The sequence below is a fragment of the Pantoea sp. OVA07A genome, assembly GCF_019969975.1.
Classification (GTDB): domain Bacteria; phylum Pseudomonadota; class Gammaproteobacteria; order Enterobacterales; family Enterobacteriaceae; genus Pantoea; species Pantoea agglomerans.
In genome coordinates this window covers 382485-402923 of the sequence record NZ_JAHXYM010000002.1, presented here as the reverse complement: position 1 = coordinate 402923, position 20439 = coordinate 382485, and the positions used below count along the sequence as shown (strand labels likewise).

Genomic DNA, 20439 nt, shown 5'->3' with positions numbered 1-20439 from the left:
GCCCCCTTTCAGGCCTGAAAGGGGGCATTGTTCTTTCTGCAGCTAGCTCATCACCGCTACACTCAGTCGCGCACTGCAGCACAGCTGATCCCGACCGTTCCGAATCTCAATCTGCCAGCTCTGACTGCGTTTACCCAGATGCAGTGGACGGCAAATTCCCCGCACCAGACCGGCAGAAACCGCACGATGATGGCTGGCATTCACTTCTACGCCAACCACGCTGCTGCCTTCCTCAACCGCCAGATATCCGGCAATTGAGCCCATCGACTCCGCCAGCACCACGGACGCACCGCCATGCAGCAGCCCGAACGGCTGTTGCGTACGGGCATCGACCGGCATCGTCGCTTCCAGATAATCATCACCTATCAGGGTAAAAACGATACCCAGATGGGCCACCAGAGAGTTCTCACCCAGCGCATTCAGGGCGGGAAGATCAATGGATCGCTTCCAGATCGCTGTCATCATCAGGCTCCCAGGGTTGCGCCACCATCAACCACAATATCCTGCAGCGTCACATGGCTGGCAAGATCCGACGCGAGAAACAGTACGGTGGCTGCAATTTCCTGCGGCTGCGCGATCTTGCCCAGCGGGATACCCAGCTTGAACTGATCCGGGAAGCCGGCAATCATCTCCTGCTCACCCGTCGGTGTGTGCCACAGGCTGCGCTGCATATCGGTGTCGGTGGAACCGGGTGAAACGATGTTGCAGCGGACGCCATAGGGCGCCATCTCCAGACCCACGGTCTGACAGAGACTGCGCAGCGCCGCTTTTGAAGCACCATAAGCGGACATGCCGATACGCGGGGCGTGAGCCGAATTAGACGCGACGGTGACGATGGCACCGGCGCGCTGTTCGCGAAAGCGTGGCAATGTCTGCTGGAACAGATTAAACGCGCCGCCCGCATTGACGTTAAGACACGCCTGCCAGTCGGCAAACGACAGCTCATCGGTAGCACCAATCCGTAAGATACCGGCTGCGTTGACCAGCACATCAATGCGCGGCTGCGCGGCCAATACGCGCTGGCAGATCGTTTTGACCTGCGCCGGATCGGCTACATCCATCGTGTGGCAGGGAAACGGGTAATCATGGCCCTTGAAACGTTGATCAAAGGCCTCGACCTGCGCGCCAGCCTGATGAAAGGCTAACGCAGTATGATAGCCGATGCCCTGGCCGGCACCGGTTACCCAGACGATTTTACCGCTGAAGTCGAATGTGTGGCTCATTTCGCCGGCTCCCGCGCCAGCAGCGCCCACCAGCCATCAATGCTCGGATTTTTCGCCAGGCTGACGAAATCGATATCACGATGTACCTGACGCCAGCGTGCCGCCAGCGCCATCACGCGTACTGAATCCAGACCGTAATCAATCAGGTTTTCATCATCTTCCGGCGCATCATCATCTTCCAGCAGCGGCAGGATCAACGCGCGCAGATCATCTTTGCTGAGTGGCACAGGCATCAGATCGGCGGTCATCACCACTTTTCCGCTACGGCCCGCGGTGTAGGTCAGCGCCATCATATGTTCCTCACGGCTGAAGTCAGCCAGCGCATCGGCCACCATAAACGGCTGAATATTGCGCATAAACGCATCGGTGGCCGTAGTCAGGCAGCCAATATGAGCATAGACGCCGGTGATAATCAGCTGATCGCGGCCCATCTCCTGCAGGATCGACTCCAGCGGCGAGCGGTGAAATGCACTGTAGCGCCATTTGGTCAGGACCTGATCGTCCTCATCCGGTGCCAGCGCATCCACGATCTTCTGCTGATCGGGATGTTTATTCAGTCCCGGTCCCCACATGTCGTTGAGCAGCGCACGATCTTCATCGCTCTGCGCGTTTGGCTGAGCGGTGTAAAACACCGGAATGCCCTGCGCTTTGCAGTAGCGACGCAGCCGGGCAATATTGTCGACTACCTGCTCAACCAGCGGGCTATTTTCGCCCCAGAAGTTGAGAAAATAGCGCTGCATATCGTGGATCAGCAGGGCGGCACGGTCCGGCTCCAGCATCCATTTCACTTTGTTGTTGGGCAACTCGGTGGCGGCTGGCAGCGGATAAGAGGTCAGTTGTGGAATAGCCATTGAAAATCTCCGGACAGATCAGGCTTGCGCTTGTTGATCGGCAAGTTGTTGGCGCAGACGTTTTTTGTCCACCTTTCCGACCGCGGTCAGCGGCAGGGCATCTACGCAGGTAATACGGTCGGGCAGCTTAAATTCTGCCACGCCAAGTTCACGCAGGTGACGACGCAGCGCCACCGGCTTAACCGGCTGACGGGTAACGATAAAGGCACAGCTTTTTTCACCCATCAGCTCGTCACTCATGGATACCAGCGCAGCGTGGATCACATCCGCATGGCGCTGCAGCAGGTTTTCGATCTCTTCGGCTGCGATCTTTTCGCCACCCCGGTTGATCTGATCTTTCTCCCGGCCCTGCACGATGATGTTGCCAGAGGGCGTGATCTCAATCAGATCGCCAGAGCAGTAAAAGCCCTGGTCATCGAAGCTGGCGGCGTTATGTTCCGGGCTGTTGTAGTAGCCACGGAAGGTATAAGGACCACGGGTCATCAGTCGACCGATGGAGCCTGCTGGTAATGGGTTACCCTGATCGTCGGCGACCCACACCTCGTCATCCGGGGAGATCGGGCGTCCCTGCGTGGTGAGAATGGTCTGCTCATCGTCATCCAGTCGGGTGTAGTTCACCAGACCTTCCGCCATACCAAATACCTGCTGAAGGGTGCAGCCGATCTCGTTCTGGATGCGCGCGGCCAGCGTTTCGCCCAGCTTTGCGCCACCGACCTGAATGCGTTGCAGCGAGGCCAGCGCGGCATTGCTGCCCCATTCCTGAATTGCCTGCAGCCAGAGACTGGCAGCGGGCGGAACCAGGCCGGTATCGGTGACCTGATGTTTTTCAATCAGCGGGAAGCAGAGCGTTGCGCTGGGATCGGCGGCTAAGATCACCTGTCCGCCCGCGTAAAAAACGCCCAGCGCGCCCGGCGAACTCATCGGGAAGTTATGCGCGGCGGGCAGGGCGATCAGGTAGCGGGTGTCGGCGGTAACATCGCAGATAACGTCACTCTCACGGATGCTGTAGTAGTAATCATTATGGGTACGTGGGATCAGTTTCGGTGTACCGGTACTGCCACCCGACAGCTGGAAAAAGGCGACTTCATCGCCTGCGGTCGGGGTTGCGATGAAGTTGCCCGCGGGTTCAGCCAGCAGGGCGTCGAGGCTGTTTTCCGTCTGAGCGTCATTACGCAGGATCACCTGTTGGAGTGAACGCTGATCGCGGCGAAGTTGCGCAATAAACGCATCATCGGCGAACAGTGCGTGGCTGCGATCGGCAATTAACAGGCTCGGCGAGATCTGACTGGCATAGGCGGCCAGTTCGGTGCGCTGATGGCTGAACAGGGCGTTAACCGGGGCGACGCCGATTTTGAACAGGGCAAACAGCGTCAGGTAAAATTCCGCCACGTTGCCAAGCTGCACCAGCGCCGTATCGCCTGACTTCAGGCCGCGACGCTGCAATGCCGCGGCCAGGTTGTCACTCAGCGCCGCCAGCTGGCGATAGGTAAATTGTCGTTCGCCATCAATCACCGCTACGCTCTCGCTGTCGCGATGACGTTCCAGGATATCGGTCATCGGCAGATCGAGCCAGTAGCCTTTTTCACGGTAACGTGCAGCCAGATCGTCCGGCCAGCGGCTATAGGAAATCGTCATACAGGTTCCTTTATTGCAGTCCAAAAGCGCGAAGCATGGTGTTGAGTTTGACGCCGGTTTCACGCCATTCTGATTCAGGTTGTGAGTCCGCTACGATGCCTGCGCCCGCAAACAGCCGCACCCGCGGGCCATTCACCGTACCGCAGCGAATGGTGACGACCCATTCGCCATTGCCCTGATCGTCACACCAGCCGACGATGCCGCCAAACAGCTGACGTTCAAATGGCTCCAGTCGCTGAATCAGCGCCTGAGCACGCTGATACGGGAAGCCGCTGAGGGCCGGTGTCGGATGCAGCAGACAGGCCAGTGACAGCGCATTTTCGCGATCGTCCAGCACGTCACCCTGAATCTGCGTAGCGAGATGCCACAATGTTGCGGTGGTCAGCAGTGAAGGTGTCTCGGGGACCGACAGCAGGCGGCTGCGCGGCTGCAGCGTCGCACGCATCGCATCCGTGACCAGCTTATGCTCATGACGATCTTTTGCTGAGTGCATCAGGCTGTCGCCAGAGGCCTGGTCATGCTGCGGATCGCGATGACGCGGCGCTGAACCGGCCAGCGGACAGGAGCTGAACTGGCGGCCCTGCTTACGAAGCATCAGTTCCGGGCTGGCGCCAACCAGCGCGCCGCCATCGGGCAGCGGCAGATGAAAGTGGTAGCTGTTAGGGTTCTGCGCCACGATGCGCTGCATCAGGGCGGCCGTATCAACCGGCTGTTCCGCCACGATATCCATCAGCCGCGACAACACCACTTTATCCAGATCGCCGCGCTGCGTGGCAGCCACTGCCTGCGCAACCATGTCGATGAAAATGTCATGTTCCGGCACCGCTGTGCGGCGACGCACCTGCGGCAGTTCAGCCTCAGCCAGAGAGGCACTGGCGTTGAGGTCGTCACGGTTAAAGGTCTGATACGACTCAGGGATAAACAGCGCAGCGGGCTGATCCACGTCGAAGGGGATTGCACCCACCAGAATGGGATGGGCAATGCCCTGTTTTCTGGCTGAAGCAAAATGGTGCTGTAGTTGCTGTTGAAACTCCCCTGTCAGCTGCTCACCCTGCTTCACCGGCGCGGTAAGGGTAGTAAAACAGCCCTGTGTGGTCAGGCTTTGCCAGGGAGAGGTAAACAGAAAGCCACGGCAGAGTGCCGGGAAATCCTGCAACAAGGGATGTTCAAATGCCAGCGATTCCACCATAATTTCCACCTATAAATGATAAGATAACTAATAATGATTATCATTTGTATTGTGGGCCAGTAACCTACGTTGATTAGCCGAAAGTGTCAATAATTACGCGGCGATTCAGCTGGCATGGCCGGTTAAATCAGCACAAATGGTCTCTCTCTTTTTGCGGGTAAAAGTGGACGAAAATCTATGAGTAAACATGGTGTCACATCGGCGATAGCGCTGTTTTTCCTGAGTATCAGCCTGTTCAGCGTTACCGCTGCTGCCCAGACCGGCTGGCCGCGGACTGTCGCCGGGACAACGGGCAATATCACGCTGACCCAGGCACCCATGCGCATTGTTTCGACCAGCGTTACCCTGACAGGCTCGCTGCTGGCGATTGATGCGCCGGTCGTCGCCAGTGGCGCAACTGCACCCGGCAGTCGGCTGGCTGATAAGCAGGGATTCTTCCGTCAGTGGGGCGAAGTGGCCAAACAGCGCGGCGTCAAACGTCTCTACATTGGTGAGCCCAGTGCAGAAGCGATTGCTGCTGAAGCGCCAGACCTGATTGTGGTCAGCGCCACCGGGAATGATTCGGCGCTCAAACTGGTCGATCAACTCGCGGCGATTGCGCCGGTGCTGGTGGTGAATTACGACGATAAAAGCTGGCAGCAACTGGTGACGTTGCTGGGCGAGGCGACCGGGCATGAAGCGGAAGCTGCCGCCCGGAAAGCTGAGTTTGATGCGCGAGAAAAGGCTCTGAAAGCGAAGCTGACCCTGCCGCCGCAACCGGTTTCAGCGATGGTGTGGAACGGGGATGGCCGGGCAGTCAATCTGTGGACGGATGCGTCGGCGCAGGGGAAATTACTGCAGCAACTGGGCTTCACCCTGGCGACGCCGCCAGCCACTCTTCAGGCTGGTCACAGCATGGGACAGCGTAAAGATATCCTGCAACTGTCAGGGGAAAATCTGGCGGCAGGCCTTAATGGTCAATCATATCTGCTGTTTGCCGCTGAAGAGCCCACTGCCGCACAGGTGATGAGCAACCCTTTCCTGGCGCAGACCCCAGCGGTACGCGCCAAAGCGGTCTATGCGCTGGGGCTGGATAGCTTCCGGCTCGACTACTACAGCGCCAGCAATTTGCTGACGCGGCTGGAAATGCTGTTCGTTAAATCATGATCCCGTTTCCGCCGGTGCAGGCGGTTGATAGCGACGCAGACGCGCCATCAGCAGCCACATGATGATGCCCAGCACGGTGGCTGCCAGACCAGACAGGCTGGCCGCCTGCTGGGGCAACAGCAGTGAACCCATCGCGCCAATCATCGCTGCACCTATCGCATCGCCGGTGACATTCTGCGCTGTCCAGAGGCTGTTGATCCTGCCGAGCAGCGCATCAGGCGTCAGCGTCTGGATCATCGCGTACTGCACCAGGCTGTTGATGGCACTGAAATAGCCAAAGGCCGCGAGGCAGACCAGACTGGCGCTGAACCACGGCATCAGGCTGAACAGAGCCAGCGCGACGAAAGCAGCAATAGCACTCGCCAGAATCAGGCGGCCCGGCTGCGGTGACTGTGCCAGCCGTCCGCTGGTGAGGGCACCTGTGGCAGCACCCAGCGGAACGGCGGCATACATCAGCCCTAACTCCGTCACGCCGACCTGCCAGTGTGGCGCCAGCGCCGGATAGAGCACGCGCACCGCGCTGGCTAACGTCACCAGCGCGCCGACCAGCGCCGCCATGCCAACGATCGGGCTGGCAAACAGGAATTGCACGCCGCTGACCAGTGCTTTTAGCGGATGCTCACGCGGCTGCGGCGGTGGCGCCAGCCGCGGCAACCGCAGCAGGGTTAGCACCGTCAGCAACGTGCCGAACGCCGCCAGTCCGTAGTTCCACGCCACACCGCCCTGCGCGATGACCAGTCCGGCAATGGCGGGGGAGAGAATCGCGCCAAAGCGCACCGTCAGCATGGTAATCGCACCTGCTTTCATCAGGTTTTCACGCCCGACCAGCGCCGGAGTCGCCGCCAGCAGCGCGGTGACGCCTATCGCGCCGAAAAAACCATCCCACAGTCCCAGCACAAAGACGGCGATCACCGACGGCGAAGGGAGCAGGGCATTGATGCATAAGGCGACAAAGCCCAGGCCACAGGTGGATCGGGCAAACAGGATCAGACGTCGGCGCTCATAGCGATCCGCCAGCACGCCGCCGGTCAGCAGGCCGATAAACATGCCGGCACCGGCCAGCGTCACCGCCAGACCCACCAGCAGCGGCGACTGCGTTAGCTGCTGAATCTGAACCGGTACCGCCACCGCCAGCATGCCGAGGGCGACGATGGAGATAAAGCGGGCGATAAAAATGGCGCGAAAGGCGGGGTGGGTTCTCAGCAGGCTGAGATCGATAAAGTGGGAGGGTTTGTTCATAACGTCGCTTTTTTGCACCCATTTTCCTCATCATTGAGTCCGGGAGTCATGGTAACATACAAAAAATCACTAATAACGATAACAAGTATCATTATCATAATGACTCGTGCTGCGATCTAAATGAATCGGTGAAGGTTTAAACGTTATGCGTCAACTTCGTGCAATAGCAGGTTCAGGGATGCTGCTGTTGTTGCTTCTCGCGCTCAGCCTGATGCTGGGTGCCAAATCTATCCCCTTTCATGATGTCACGCAGGCCTTATTCAGCGACTGTAACCGCGTCGATTGTGTCATCGTGCGCGATGCCCGACTGCCGCGCACCCTGGCGGGTCTGCTGGCCGGGATCAGTTTAGGTCTGGCGGGCGCGCTGATGCAGAGCCTGACGCGCAATCCGCTGGCCGATCCCGGCATTCTCGGTATCAACGCCGGTGCAGGCTTTGCGGTAGTGCTGGGCATCGCCCTGTCTGGCGCTGACTCCCCCGCGGACTGGCTTGGCTTTGCCTTTACGGGCGCACTGCTGGCCTCCCTGCTGGTGGCGCTGACCGGTGCGCTGGGCGGTGGCCGCGTTAATCCGGTGCGTCTGACGCTGGCAGGCGTGGCGCTGGGTGCAGTGCTGGAGGGGTTAACCTCTGGTTTATCGCTGCTCAATCCTGACATCTACGATCATCTGCGTTTCTGGCACAGTGGCTCGCTGGATATCCGCAATTTTGCCATTCTGCGCACCACCTTTCCGGCGGTAGTCGCCGGGAGCCTGCTGGCGCTGCTGCTGGCGCGTTCGCTCAACAGCCTGAGTATGGGCGGTGATATGGCGACCGCGCTGGGTACCCGGGTGATGCGTACCCAGCTGGTGGGATTACTGGCTATTGCGCTGCTGAGTGGGGCGGCGACAGCCGCTGTCGGCCCCATCGCGTTTGTCGGCTTAATGACGCCACATCTGGCCCGCTGGCTGCTGGGTAACGATCATCGCTGGATGCTGCCCGGAACCCTTCTTATCACCCCCTGTTTGCTGCTGGCCGCCGATATTCTGGGACGGCTGCTGGTACCGGGCGAACTGCGCGTGTCGATTGTCACGGCCATACTGGGCGCGCCGATGCTGATTGTGCTGGTGCGCCGCAAGTCGGGAAGAGGGCAGCTATGAAACGGGTGATGATTAATGCGCTGATGCTGCTGGTGGCCTGCGGGGTGCTGGCCTTTCTGAGCATTACGCGCGGCACCTTACCGATCTCCGCCAGCCAGTTGTGGGCCCTTATCAACGGCGAGGCGGCGCGTAACATACAGCTGATTGTACTGGAGTGGCGACTGCCGCGTGTCATGATGGCGCTGCTGATTGGTGCGGCACTGGGCGTCAGCGGGGCAATTTTTCAGTCGCTGCTGCGCAACCCGCTGGGCAGCCCCGATATTCTGGGTTTCAATACCGGCGCTTACAGCGGCGTGCTGGTGGCACTGGTGCTGTTCCAGCAAAACATGGAGGGCATGACGCTGGCGGCACTGCTTGGCGGACTGCTCACGGCGGGCGTGGTCTGGCTGTTCAGCTGGCGCAACGGCGTGGAGACCTTTCGTCTGATCATTGTGGGCATCAGCGTGCGGGCGCTGCTGATGGCGCTGAACAGCTGGCTGATTATCAGCGCCTCACTGGAGGCGGCACTGAGCGCCGGGCTCTGGAGCGCCGGTTCACTCAACGGCATTACCTGGGCGAAAACGACGCCGGTGATTACCGTGCTTCTGCTGGCGCTGCTGGCGACAAGCATGCTGGCCCGGCGCATGCGTCTGCTGGAGATGGGTGACGACACCGCCTGCGCGCTGGGCGTACCGGTTGAACGCAGCCGCGTTTTGCTGATGCTGACGGGCGTGATCCTCACCGCCGCCTCTACCGCGCTGGTCGGTCCTGTCTCCTTTATTGCGCTGCTGGCACCGCAGATTGCTCGTCGGCTGTGTGGCGGTATCAAAGGCGCGCTGCCGCTGGCTGCCTTGTGCGGCGCGCTGCTGTTAACCGCCGCGGATTACGCCGCGCAGCACTTTTTCCTGCCTTATCAGCTGCCGGTTGGCGTCATCACGGTTAGCCTGGGCGGACTCTATCTGATTGCTCTACTGGTACGGGAGGCGCGACGCCAATGACAGTGAAAACACGTTTGCAGGGCGACGCGCTGACGCTGGGGTATGACAAAAAAATCGTGGCGGAGAATCTCACCGTCGCGATCCCCGACGGTGAACTGACCGTTATTATTGGCCCCAACGCCTGTGGAAAGTCGACGCTGCTGCGTACCTTAAGCCGCCTGGTCTCGCCCCTGAAAGGCCAGGTGCTGCTGGATGGCAATGCGATTGCTCACTACGCTACCAAAGAGGTGGCGCGTCGGCTGGGGCTGCTACCGCAAAGCTCGAATGCACCAGCGGGCATCAGCGTCAGCGAACTGGTCGCGCGCGGGCGTTATCCGCACCAGTCGCTGTTTGGTCGCTGGCGACAGAAAGATGAGACGGCTGTTCAGCAGGCAATGCAGGCTACCGGCGTGGCAGACTTAGCGCAGCAGCAGGTTGATACGCTCTCTGGCGGCCAGCGGCAGCGGGTGTGGATTGCGATGGTGCTGGCTCAGCAGACGCCACTGTTGCTGCTGGATGAACCGACCACCTGGCTCGACATCGCCCATCAGATTGAGTTGCTGGAATTAATGCAGGATCTCAATCAGCAGCATGGCCGTACGCTGGTGGTGGTGCTGCATGATCTCAATCAGGCGTGCCGCTATGCCAGCCACCTGATTGCGATGCGAGACGGGAAAATCATTGCCGAAGGGAAACCGGCGGAGATCGTCACGCCGGAACTGATAGAAGCGATCTACGGCCTGCGCTGCATCATCATTAACGATCCGGTGGCCGGTACGCCGATGATTGTGCCGCTGGGAAGAGGCTGACCTGCGCTTTCTTCAGGTGGAGAAAGCGCAAAGTCAGAACGGTTCAGGGATTCAGCGACGCCAGGCACTGCTGCAGTCGTGGCCCAATCTGTTCGAACATGCGCGGTGAGATGATCTCGACGTGCGCACAGTCCAGCGGCCAGATAGTCAGCTCGCCGACATAGGGCGCCCAGGCGCGGCGCGCATCCTGACCGGGCTGCTGCGTCTGTTCCGCCAGGAACAGGGTTGCGTGTCCGGTGAAACGGGCACTGCGCGCTGTTGCCAGCAGGCGCACCGAACTGGCGTAGTTGGCTTCAATGGTAGTAAACAGTGCCTCCATTCCTTCACCGGCCTGCTGCCGTTGCGCAGCGATAAACTGCTCGCGCTCACGATTAACCTCTTCCAGCACCGCCGGATCCAGCACGTTTTCACCGCGCCGTTCATCCCAGTTCTGCGTCTCCGGCGGCCAGGTATCCAGCAGTCCGAGGAAGGCAACGGTTTCACCTTCGGCCTCCAGCCGCGCGGCGATACCCTGCGCCAGCGTGCCGCCCAGCGAGTAGCCCAGGAAATAGTAAGGCCCCTGTGGCTGCTGCTGACGCACCGTCGCCAGATGCGCCTCACACACCGCGTCAAGGTGCTGCGCCTGGTTCAGCGGGCTGGCGGTGTCGGGTGACTGAATGCCGAGTAGCGACCATCGTGCATCCAGATAGCGCTGCAACACGCTGAACTGCCAGGCAAAACCGGAGGCGGGATGGAAGCAAAACAGCGTTGGGCCAGTGCCGCGTCGCAAGGGTAATACCGCTTCAAATCCGGCACGAGCCACATCCGCTGGCTCGCTGCTGAGCAGTTTCGCCAGCTTTTCTACCGTGGATGCCACCATGATCTGGCCCACTGACACCGGCTGATTCAGCGTCCGGCGCAGTTGTGCTGCCAGCCGCATCGCCAGCAGCGAGTGGCCGCCCAGCGAGAAGAAATCATCCTGGGCGCTCACCGGTTCGCACTCCAGCAGCCTGGCAAACGCCTGTGCCAGTGTCGTTTCGAGTCCGGGATGCGGCGCGCGACCAGCCAGCGCTGCCTGCGTTTGCGGCAGCGGCAGCGCTTTGCGATCCAGTTTACCGTTGCTGCTGAGCGGTAACGCCGCCAGCTGAACAATCGCCACCGGCACCATATGCGCCGGTAACTGTGTGGCCAGAGTCTGACGCATTGCGTCGGTATCGATCGAGCCATCAGCCACCACATAGCCGACCAGCTGGCGGGCATCGCCCTGCTGATCGCTGCTGCTCCCCAGCACCACCGCATGTGTGACGGCCTGCTCAATGCCAGGTAGCGCAGCCATGGCGTGGTCGATCTCGTTCAGCTCGATACGCTGTCCGCGAATTTTAAGCTGATCGTCGCTGCGGCCCATATACTCCACCGCACCATCCGGCAGCCAGCGCGCCACATCACCAGTGCGGTACATCCGGGAGCCGTGACCCCACGGATCGGCGACAAACCGGCTGGCGGTGAGGTCGGGACGATCAAGATAGCCATGTGCCAGCTGCACGCCGGTCAGATAGAGATCGCCAGCCACGCCCGGTGGCACCGGCTGCAGACGCGCATCCAGAATCCGTAAGCCGGTGTTCCAGACCGGGAAGCCAATCGGCACGCTGGCCCCTTCGACGGCCGCCAGTTCCGGGCCAAAGGCCGGATAGTAGCTGACATCAACCGCCGCTTCGGTCGGGCCATAAAGATTATGCAAGGGCACCCGGGTCAGCGCCTGCCACTGGCGCGATAACTCTGCGGGCAGCGCTTCGCCGCTACAGAAAACCCGGCGCAGGGTGGCGCAGCGCGCTATCGCGTCACCTTCCTGCAGCGAAGCGACAAAAGCAGCCAGCATCGACGGAACAAAATGGGTGGTGGTCACGCGGTAGCGGGCAAACAGCTGCTGCAGCGCGTCCGGGTCGCGATGAGCATCGGGCGGAGCCATCACCAGCCGTGCGCCGACGATAAGCGGCCAGAAGAACTCCCATACCGAAACATCAAAGCTGCTCGGGGTTTTCTGCAACACCACATCATCGCTGCCGAGCGGATAGCGATCCTGCATCCATAACAGACGGTTGACGATCGCCTCATGACTGACCAGCACCCCTTTTGGCCGACCGGTCGAGCCGGAGGTATAGATGATGTATGCGCCATCCTGTAGACGCGGGGCCTGCATCAGCACGCTATCAACGGGTGTTAACAGCGCGTCGTAAAACAGCGGCGCGACGGGTGAGAGTGCCGCCAGCCGCTCGGCCAGTTCACGACAGGTGATCAGCGTTTTCGGCGCGGCATCTTCCAGCATCATCTGTAACCGATCGTCCGGGTAGCCGGTATCAAGCGGCAGCCAGGTTGCCCCCACGCTGACGATCGCCTGCAGCGCCAGCGATAAAAAGACCGAACGCGGCAGCGCTACGGCGACGATATCACCCGGCGTCACTCCCTGCGCAATCAACTGTTGCCCCAGCGCGGCGACCTGCTGCTGCATCTGTTGATAGTCAAGCTGATGCCCCTCATCTGCCAGTGCCGGAGCGCGCGGCGAACGCTGTGCCTGACGGAGCAGCAGGCTGCTCAGGGTTTCTGCGGGCAGCATTACGGCAGTCTGGTTGATCGCCGCGAGCTGCTGATGCTCTTCCGGCATCAGCATGTCCAGCTCGCCACAGGCACTGGCTGGCCGGACGGCAAGCTGCTGAAGCAGCAGGCCAAAGCGGCTGGCGTGTTGCTTTAGCGTTGTCTCACTGTAGCGCTGTGCATTAGCCAGTAACTCCAGCGTCAGGTCGCCCTGTTCGCTGAGGTAGATAGCAATCTCCAGATCGCGTACCGGTCCTGACGCCAGCTGATGGGTTATGCCTTTGATGCCAGCGAAATCGAGCTGGTAATCAAACATCTTCAGGTTGATTACCGGCCCATAGAGCGGATCGCTGTCGCCGGAGCGACCCAGATCGCGCTGCACCTGTTCAGCGTCGTAGCGCTGATGGCGACGCATTTTTTTGACTTCGCCCGCCAGACGCCCGGCCAGTGCCGTCAGCGGCTGTGCCGGATCGTAATGCACCGCCATTGGCAGCACGTTAATCACCGGACCGGTGGCGCAGAGCGCGGCCGAGCCGATGCGGCGCATAAAGATGAAACCGGCGGCGAACGCATGCTGACCGGTGAGGCGCGCCAGCCATAACGCCACCAGCGCAAAGGCGGTATCTGCGGCGCTGAGGTTGTGCTGCCCGGTGTGCGTCAGCAAAGCCTGAAACGTGTCGCGATCCACGGCAAACGTATGGCGCAGCAGGTCGGTACTGGCGCTCTGACCGGCCAGCGGCAGAGCGGACAACGAGGCGGGCGCAGGTAGCTGCGCGCCTTTCTCCAGCCAGAACTGGCGATCGCGCTGCCAGCCCGAAGATTGCTGATAGCGCTGATATTCATCAACGACGTCGCTGAACGGCACAAACGGGCTTGGCTCCGGCGTGTCGCCGCGCTGCCAGGCGCTGTAAAGATTGGCGATACGGCGGGTCAGGGCGGTGAAACTAAAACCATCGACCACCAGATGATGGTATCGCTGATACCAGTACCAGTGATCCTCGCCCAGCCGAAGCAGGCTGTGATGGTAAAGCGGCGCGCCGCTCAGCACCCGCAGATCGCCGGTCATATCCTGCTGCATCAGCGCACGTGCTGCGGCCTCCGGATCGGCGGCGTCGCGCAGATCGATCACCTCAGGCTCGCGGAAAGCCTGGGGTTCAGGCCACTGTAGCGGTTCACCCTCCTGCTCGCCAAAGGCCATATTCAGTGTGTCTGCTTCCTGCATGCCAGCAATTATGGCCCGTGACAGCAACGCGCTGTTCAGCGCACCGCGCAGTTCGACAAAATGCGCCACGGCGTAAGCATTGGAATAGGGCGATAGCTGGTCAGCGATCCAGATTCCGGGCTGAGCGGCCACCAGCGGCAGCGTTTTTTGTTCTGTCTGCGGGTTGAGAGTGATCTCAGACATTTTCGCCTCTGTCCTGCGTCATAACCGGACGGATATCGTGCCAGTTTTCATTCAGCCAGCTCAGACAGTCAGCCTGTGGCCCGGGACCAAACACCGGCTGCCATCCTGCCGGAACCGCACAAAAGGCGGGCCATAAGCTGTACTGCTGCTGATCGTTCTTCAGCACCTGACAATCCTGTTGCGGATCGTCGAAAGGGTTAAGTTGTTGCATGTCGGTCTCCTGTCCGCAGTCACCGGGCGCGCTAACGCCGCTGTCCTGCATATCCGATATCTTTCAGTGGCGCGCAGAAGGCGGAATATAAGCGGGTTAGGGCTATTGCTATATGGCTTTAAGGCCTGCCAGCAGTCCGCCGCGCCAGCACAGCGCATCGTGACCACCTTCGACCGGGTGATAGCTGACCTGATGTCCGGCAGCGGTCAGATCGTGCTGAAACTGCTGGTTTGCTGCCAGAATCAGCCGTTCGCGTCGTCCCGCTTCCAGGTAGAAGCGGCGAGGGGGGGCCTGCAGTAAGCCCTGTTGTAACTGCTGTGGCAGCCAGCCATTGGGATCGCCGCGCGCGGGCCACCAGAACGACCCGGAGAGGCTGATCGCCCCAGCAAAGGTTTCCGGCCAGGTCAGGGTGGCGTAAGCGGCAGAAAGGCCGCCAAAACTCTGTCCCGCTACCAGCGTGCTGTCGGCACGAAACGGCGCCCAGCGCTGAACCTGCGGCAACAGCTCGTGCTGAATCGCCAGCCAGAAGTCAGGGTTACAGGTCAGCTCACGCGTGCGGTGTTCGCGGTCGATGATGTCGATCATGACATAGACCGCAGGGGGCAGTTCGCCTGCCTCTGTCAGTTGCTGAAGCGGGCCGGCAACCGGCATGTTCTTTGCCCAGAACTGACCATCCAGCAGCAGTACCAGCGGACGATCGCCTGCACTGGCGTCTCCGGTAACAGAGATCCAGATCTGACGCTGGTTCCCCAGCCGTTCGCTGCGCCACAAATAGTGTTGCAGCGGAATATCGGCGGCACGGCCCTCATCAACTGCACGCCACACCTGCTGATCCGGCGCGTGTGGCAGGTGCAGTGGCGAGACCCTCATTCCGCGTCCACCCGCCCAGCTTCGCAGAGGATTCAGCGGATCGCTTTGCGCCTGCGGGAATTTCTGACTCCACCACTGGCGCACTGACTGCATATCGGCCTGCCCGGTAAAAGTCTCTTCCTGACTATCAGGAATCAGGCAGTAGCTGCCGCGCCAGTCAGCGGGCAGAGCGGTTTGCCACCACCAGACATCGGTATCGGGAACAGGCGTTAATGAGGAGGGGACCGCTGAATGATGATGATCGGTTACGCCGGTAATATTGATCCAGACGCGCCGGGTATCGGAGTGCTGCGTGTCACCCTGGGGATCGCGCCAGAAAAAGGTGACCTGACAGGTTCCCTTTTCGCCAGCTTCAACCAGAGGAATGCCCCGTTGCTGCTGCTGTTGCCACCAGCGTTCACTGCCGGTTTCTTCATTTAACCACGTCATACGCGCCATCTTTCGATCACCCTTGATTAGGGTCATGCATGTTATGAATAATAGTATTGATAATTATTTGCATTTGCAATAGGGTGTTTCCGCCCGACAGGGAGCGCGCGCATCCTCTCTGCCGCACCGGCTTTCAGACTGATGCAAAGCGGTTCTGACGCTGGCCCGGCGACAAGGGGAAAACGTTGCAGGCAAGGTTATTACTTTTTTACCGGCACGCCGGCAGTGGCATCCTCGCCGGCACTCCAGGAACAGAAAAATGAAAAAGTTATCCCGGCTTTCGTTAGCCATTATGATTGAACTGGGTTTCACCGCCTCTCTCATTTCTGCCGGTGCCGTGGCTGCTGAAGCCACCCGCGAACCGGCTATCGACAGCAGCCCCTCCGATACCCTCCACGACGACACCATGATGGTGACCGCCGCCGAGCAGACGTTGCAGGCACCTGGCGTGTCGACCATCACCGCCGACGAAATTAAAAAACATCCACCCGCACGCGATGTCGCCGAAATTATTCGCACCATGCCTGGCGTCAATCTGACCGGTAACTCCACCAGCGGCCAGCGCGGAAACAATCGCCAGATCGATATCCGCGGCATGGGGCCGGAAAATACCCTGATTCTGATCGATGGATTGCCGGTGACCAGCCGCAACGCGGTTCGGCTTGGCTGGCGTGGCGAGCGTGATACGCGCGGCGACACTAACTGGGTGCCGCCAGAGATCATTGATCGCATTGAGGTAATCCGCGGTCCGGCAGCGGCTCGTTACGGTAACGGTGCAGCGGGCGGCGTGGTGAACATCATCACCAAAAAAGAGATGGATAATCAGTGGCACGGCTCATGGAGCGCCTATTACAACGTGCCGGAACACAAGGAGGAGGGCGCGACCCGTCGCACCAACTTCAGCCTTGAAGGGCCACTGGGCGATGATGTCAGTTTCCGGCTCTATGGCGGACTGGCAAAAACGCAGGCTGATGCTTACGACATTAATGAAGGGCACGCCGCAGACCGCACCGGCAGTTATGCCGGATCGTACCCGGCGGGCCGGGAAGGCTCGATCAACAAAGATATTCATGGCCTGCTGCGCTGGGCATTTGCGCCGATGCAGACGCTGGAAGTGGGGGCCGGTTACAGTCGTCAGGGCAACCTCTACGCCGGGGACACGCAGAACACCAATACCAACGCCCTGGTGAAAAGCAAATATGGTGACGAGACCAACCGGCTCTATCGGCAGAACTTTTCTGTTAAGTGGACCGGTGCCTGGGATAATGGCATCAGCACCAATACCTACGCGCAATATGAGAATACCCGCAACGCGCGTCTGAATGAGGGGCTGGCGGGCGGCACCGAAGGCATCTTCGCCAACAGCAACTTCAATACCATCCAGCTGGATGATGTGTTGTTGCACAGTGAGATCAGTGTGCCGTTTGAATGGCTGGTGAACCAGACCGCGACTTTCGGGACGGAATGGAATCAGCAGCGGATGAAGGATCCTTCATCGACGACTCAGGCCGCCAGCTACGGGTCGATTCCCGGTATCGCTACGACCGGCCGCACACCCTATTCACAGGCGGAAATCTTCTCGCTGTTTGCCGAAGACAATATTGAGCTGACCGACAGCACCATGCTGACGCCGGGCCTGCGCTTCGATCACCATTCGATTGTCGGCGATAACTGGAGCCCGTCGCTCAACCTGTCACAGGGATTAGGCGATGAGTTCACACTGAAAATGGGCATTGCGCGCGCCTATAAAGCTCCGAGCCTCTATCAGACCAACCCGAACTATCTGCTCTACAGCAATGGTCAGGGCTGTGCCGCCAGTGCCGGTGCCTGTTATCTGATGGGTAATGACGAACTGAAAGCGGAAAACAGCATCAATAAAGAGATTGGGGTCGAATGGAAGCGTGACGGTTACCAGGCGGGCCTGACCTGGTTCCGCAACGACTATCGTAACAAGATCGAGGCTGGCACGGCGCCAACCGGCACCGCATCTAACGGCAAAACCGACATCTACAAATGGGAAAATGTGCCCAAAGCAGTCGTCGAGGGGCTGGAAGGCACGGTCAATGTGCCGTTCTCTGACAGCGTGACGTGGAACAATAACTTCACTTACATGCTGCAGAGTAAGAATAAAGAGACCGGCGATCGTCTGTCGATTATTCCGGAATATACGCTCAATTCGACGCTGAGCTGGCAGGCGATGCAGGACCTCTCCCTGCAAACGACCCTGACCTGGTACGGTAAACAGGTACCGAAGAAATATGACTATAAAGGTAACGCCGTCACCGGTAGCGCCACCGATCAGGTGAGCCCCTATTCGGTTGTGGGCATGAGCGGCACCTATGACGTTAATAAATATGCCAGCGTCACCGTGGGTATCGACAACCTGTTCGACAAGCGCCATTTCCGTCAGGGCAACGCGCAGACCACCGGCAATGCCACCACCGGAGCGTGGCTCTATGGCGCAGGGGCCAATACCTTTAACGAGTCGGGCCGCACCTGGTATATGAGCGTGAATACCCGCTTCTGATGGACGGGCAATAAAAAGCGCAGCGGTTGACCTGACCGCTGCGCTTTTTTCATGACTGAATAATCAGTTGTTCTGATTGATATCGCGGTAGAGACGGCTCTCAAATCGCACCAGCGGAATACGGCGGGTACGCTGATCTTCCGGCGGGACCGCATAACCGGAAAGGAACTGAACGAATGCCACCCGCGCACCACTGGAGGTGGTGATAAAGCCCGCCAGGTTATAGACGCCCTGCAGTGAGCCGGTTTTCGCCGAGACTTTGCCATCCAGCCCCGCCTCATGCAGCCCGCCGCGATACTGCAGCGTGCCGTCGTAACCTGCCAGCGGCAGCATCGAAATATAATCCAGCGTGTTGTCATTCTTCGCAATGAACTGCAATACCTGCATCATGGTTTGCGGCGAAATCAGGTCATGGCGGGAGAGACCTGAACCATCCACCTGAATGCTATTACCCATGTCGACATTGGCTTTGGCTTTCAGGATGCGGCGAACGGCATCCTGTCCGGCGCGGAACGTGCCGGGCACATTGAAGTAGTGATGACCAATGGTGCGAAACACCGTGTCGGCAATCATGTTGTCTGACTTCTTCAGCATGGTGTGCAGCAGCGTATGCAGCGGCGCGGACTGGGTCGATGCCAGCACGGTACCCGGTTCGGTGACCTGCGTCTGTCGCACCAGATGCCCGCTATAGTCAATCTCAGACGACCGCAGTTCCGCCTTGAGGATTTCGCCAGCCCAGGCCGCGCCATCCTGCACCGCAAATGCCAGCGGCAGCGGTTCCGCGCGCTGGCGCATACAGCCCGTGAGGGTGTAGCGGTTCAGCTCGCCCGGCACCACATCCAGTTCGCAATATTGCCCTTCGCCGCTGTTGCGGCCAATGGTGCGCACCTGGCTGTACATATGCGCCGGATAATAGGAGGCGATACGTACAAAGGCATTCTCACCCGGCGTATTAGCACTGTAGAGCGACACCGAGAAGCAGTTTTTATCAACGATTGCCGCACCCGGCGGAGCACTGAAGCACTGGGTCATATCGTTCCACGGCCAGCCCGGCGCCATATCGTGACTGGCAAAAACGGAGGTGTCGATAACCAGATTGCCTTTGATATGGTTAATGCCCTGCTTCTTTATCGCCGCCACCATGTTGCGCAGATCCTGACGGCTTAAGGTGGGATCACCGCCGAAACGTGCAACTAAATCGCCGTTCAGGGTGCCATCGATAATGGCGCCGCGAGTCTCAAAAGTGGTCTGAAAACGGAAGTCGCCACCCAGTTCCAGCAATGCTGCCAGCGCCGTCACCACTTTCATGGTACTGGCGGGCAGGGCCATCTGTTTTCCGTGATAATCAATAATCGGTGTTGATGCGCCTACTTTTTGTACCATCAGCGCCAGATTGGCGCCGTCTGGCAGGTACTGCATGTATTCATCAACTGGCGCTGCGTGTGCCTGCAGCATAAATGCGCAGCTTAATCCGGTAACAAGTCGTGAAAATCGCATAATCTCGCGGTAACTGGCAGGTGAGGGCGTCAATACTACGTCGCTGGACGGTGCAAAGTAAACGATGACCCGCAGGGAACTCTGGGGTAAAATACGTATCAAATTGCAAAACTCTTTTCTGGCCTGGAAGCATCTCCGGGTCAGGATTCTTTTATTTGCAAAAACGGGCTAATGCGCCGCAGAACGCTTTTTTCTGCAGTCACCGGTCAGGATGACATCGTTAAACAGGAAAGATGGCGAGGAGCTTAAATGAATCAGATTCCGATGACGTTAAGAGGCGCTGAAAGATTGCGCGAAGAGCTGAACGAGCTGAAAACCGTGAAGCGCCCGCGCATTATCGCCTCTATCGCTGATGCACGCGAACATGGCGATTTAAAAGAGAACGCGGAATATCACGCTGCGCGTGAAGAGCAGGGTTTTTGCGAAGGTCGTATTCAGGAGATTGAAGCCAAACTCTCCAATGCGCAGGTTATCGACGTCACTCAGATGCCGAAAACCGGACGCGTGATTTTCGGTGCAACCGTCACCGTGCTGAACGTCGAAACCGACGAAGAAGCCACGTATCGCATTGTGGGCGATGACGAAGCGGACTTTAAGCAAAATCTGATTTCGGTCAATTCGCCGATGGCGCGTGGCCTGGTGGGTAAAGAGGCCGATGACGTGGCTATCGTGAAAACCCCGGGCGGCGACGTTGAGTATGAAATCCTGAAGGTGGAATACCTTTAAGATGTTGCTACGCTTTGAAAAGC

The 20439-nt window shown here is 59.3% G+C and carries 16 protein-coding genes; 6 read left to right on the top strand and 10 right to left on the bottom strand.

What is annotated here, in order from left to right:
* Window positions 1–42 precede the first annotated feature (42 nt).
* Genes LC417_RS10285 through LC417_RS10265 form a run of 5 tightly spaced genes read right to left on the bottom strand, consistent with a single transcriptional unit; the run spans window position 43 to window position 4898 of the window.
* Window positions 43–462, bottom strand: coding sequence for a hotdog fold thioesterase (locus LC417_RS10285; protein WP_029519501.1), 420 nt, complete (start codon window positions 460–462; stop codon window positions 43–45).
* Window positions 463–464: 2 nt separating this feature from the next.
* Window positions 465–1223: a 2,3-dihydro-2,3-dihydroxybenzoate dehydrogenase gene (gene dhbA / locus LC417_RS10280; RefSeq protein ID WP_033759623.1), complete on the bottom strand. Its 759-nt coding sequence runs from the start codon at window positions 1221–1223 to the stop codon at window positions 465–467.
* A complete protein-coding gene (locus LC417_RS10275) occupies window positions 1220–2074 on the bottom strand; it encodes an isochorismatase family protein (protein WP_069025735.1) in 855 nt (284 codons plus the stop codon). Before LC417_RS10275 ends, dhbA begins: the two co-directional genes overlap by 4 nt.
* An 18-nt stretch (window positions 2075–2092) precedes the next feature.
* Window positions 2093–3709: a (2,3-dihydroxybenzoyl)adenylate synthase gene (locus LC417_RS10270; protein ID WP_010251844.1), complete on the bottom strand. Its 1617-nt coding sequence runs from the start codon at window positions 3707–3709 to the stop codon at window positions 2093–2095.
* Window positions 3710–3719: 10 nt separating this feature from the next.
* Window positions 3720–4898 (bottom strand): isochorismate synthase, encoded by a 1179-nt coding sequence (locus tag LC417_RS10265; protein ID WP_223565807.1) that lies wholly within the window; start codon window positions 4896–4898, stop codon window positions 3720–3722.
* A gap of 177 nt (window positions 4899–5075) precedes the next feature.
* Here LC417_RS10265 and fepB point away from each other — a divergent pair, with 177 nt between their 5' ends.
* A complete protein-coding gene (gene fepB / locus LC417_RS10260; RefSeq protein WP_223565806.1) occupies window positions 5076–6044 on the top strand; it encodes a Fe2+-enterobactin ABC transporter substrate-binding protein in 969 nt (322 codons plus the stop codon).
* Here the strand turns inward: fepB and entS are convergent.
* On the bottom strand, window positions 6039–7283 hold the full coding sequence (gene entS / locus LC417_RS10255) for an enterobactin transporter EntS (protein WP_069026566.1): 1245 nt from the start codon (window positions 7281–7283) through the stop codon (window positions 6039–6041). The two genes, fepB and entS, sit on opposite strands and share 6 nt — an antisense overlap.
* A gap of 145 nt (window positions 7284–7428) precedes the next feature.
* On the opposite strand from entS, the gene fepD reads away from it, so the two are divergent.
* Genes fepD through LC417_RS10240 form a run of 3 tightly spaced genes read left to right on the top strand, consistent with a single transcriptional unit; the run spans window position 7429 to window position 10183 of the window.
* Window positions 7429–8418 (top strand): Fe(3+)-siderophore ABC transporter permease, encoded by a 990-nt coding sequence (gene fepD / locus LC417_RS10250; protein ID WP_072171285.1) that lies wholly within the window; start codon window positions 7429–7431, stop codon window positions 8416–8418.
* The gene (fepG, locus tag LC417_RS10245) at window positions 8415–9395 is read left to right on the top strand and encodes an iron-enterobactin ABC transporter permease (RefSeq protein ID WP_167433133.1); all 981 of its coding nucleotides are present in this window, start codon (window positions 8415–8417) and stop codon (window positions 9393–9395) included. Before fepD ends, fepG begins: the two co-directional genes overlap by 4 nt.
* Window positions 9392–10183 (top strand): ATP-binding cassette domain-containing protein, encoded by a 792-nt coding sequence (locus tag LC417_RS10240; protein WP_182504621.1) that lies wholly within the window; start codon window positions 9392–9394, stop codon window positions 10181–10183. The genes fepG and LC417_RS10240 overlap by 4 nt, the downstream gene beginning before the upstream one ends.
* Before the next feature lie 43 nt (window positions 10184–10226).
* Here LC417_RS10240 and LC417_RS10235 read toward each other — a convergent pair whose 3' ends face one another.
* The 3 genes from LC417_RS10235 to fes all read right to left on the bottom strand — a co-directional run bounded on the left by LC417_RS10235 (window position 10227) and on the right by fes (window position 15675).
* Window positions 10227–14156, bottom strand: coding sequence for an enterobactin synthase subunit F (locus LC417_RS10235; RefSeq protein ID WP_223565805.1), 3930 nt, complete (start codon window positions 14154–14156; stop codon window positions 10227–10229).
* The gene (locus tag LC417_RS10230; RefSeq protein ID WP_029519500.1) at window positions 14149–14367 is read right to left on the bottom strand and encodes an MbtH family protein; all 219 of its coding nucleotides are present in this window, start codon (window positions 14365–14367) and stop codon (window positions 14149–14151) included. Before LC417_RS10230 ends, LC417_RS10235 begins: the two co-directional genes overlap by 8 nt.
* 108 nt (window positions 14368–14475) lie before the next feature.
* Window positions 14476–15675, bottom strand: a complete 1200-nt coding sequence (gene fes, locus LC417_RS10225; protein WP_223565804.1) for an enterochelin esterase — start codon at window positions 15673–15675, stop codon at window positions 14476–14478.
* A gap of 250 nt (window positions 15676–15925) precedes the next feature.
* Between fes and LC417_RS10220 the strand changes: the two genes are divergently transcribed.
* Complete coding sequence (locus LC417_RS10220) at window positions 15926–18193, top strand: TonB-dependent siderophore receptor (protein WP_223565803.1); 2268 nt, start codon at window positions 15926–15928, stop codon at window positions 18191–18193.
* 63 nt (window positions 18194–18256) lie between these two features.
* Here LC417_RS10220 and dacB read toward each other — a convergent pair whose 3' ends face one another.
* Window positions 18257–19690 carry a serine-type D-Ala-D-Ala carboxypeptidase gene (gene dacB, locus LC417_RS10215; RefSeq protein ID WP_010251813.1) on the bottom strand — a complete coding sequence of 478 codons (1434 nt, stop codon included), beginning with the start codon at window positions 19688–19690 and terminating at the stop codon, window positions 18257–18259.
* 249 nt (window positions 19691–19939) lie between these two features.
* On the opposite strand from dacB, the gene greA reads away from it, so the two are divergent.
* Window positions 19940–20416, top strand: coding sequence for a transcription elongation factor GreA (gene greA / locus LC417_RS10210; RefSeq protein WP_010251811.1), 477 nt, complete (start codon window positions 19940–19942; stop codon window positions 20414–20416).
* Window positions 20417–20439: the final 23 nt, after the last annotated feature.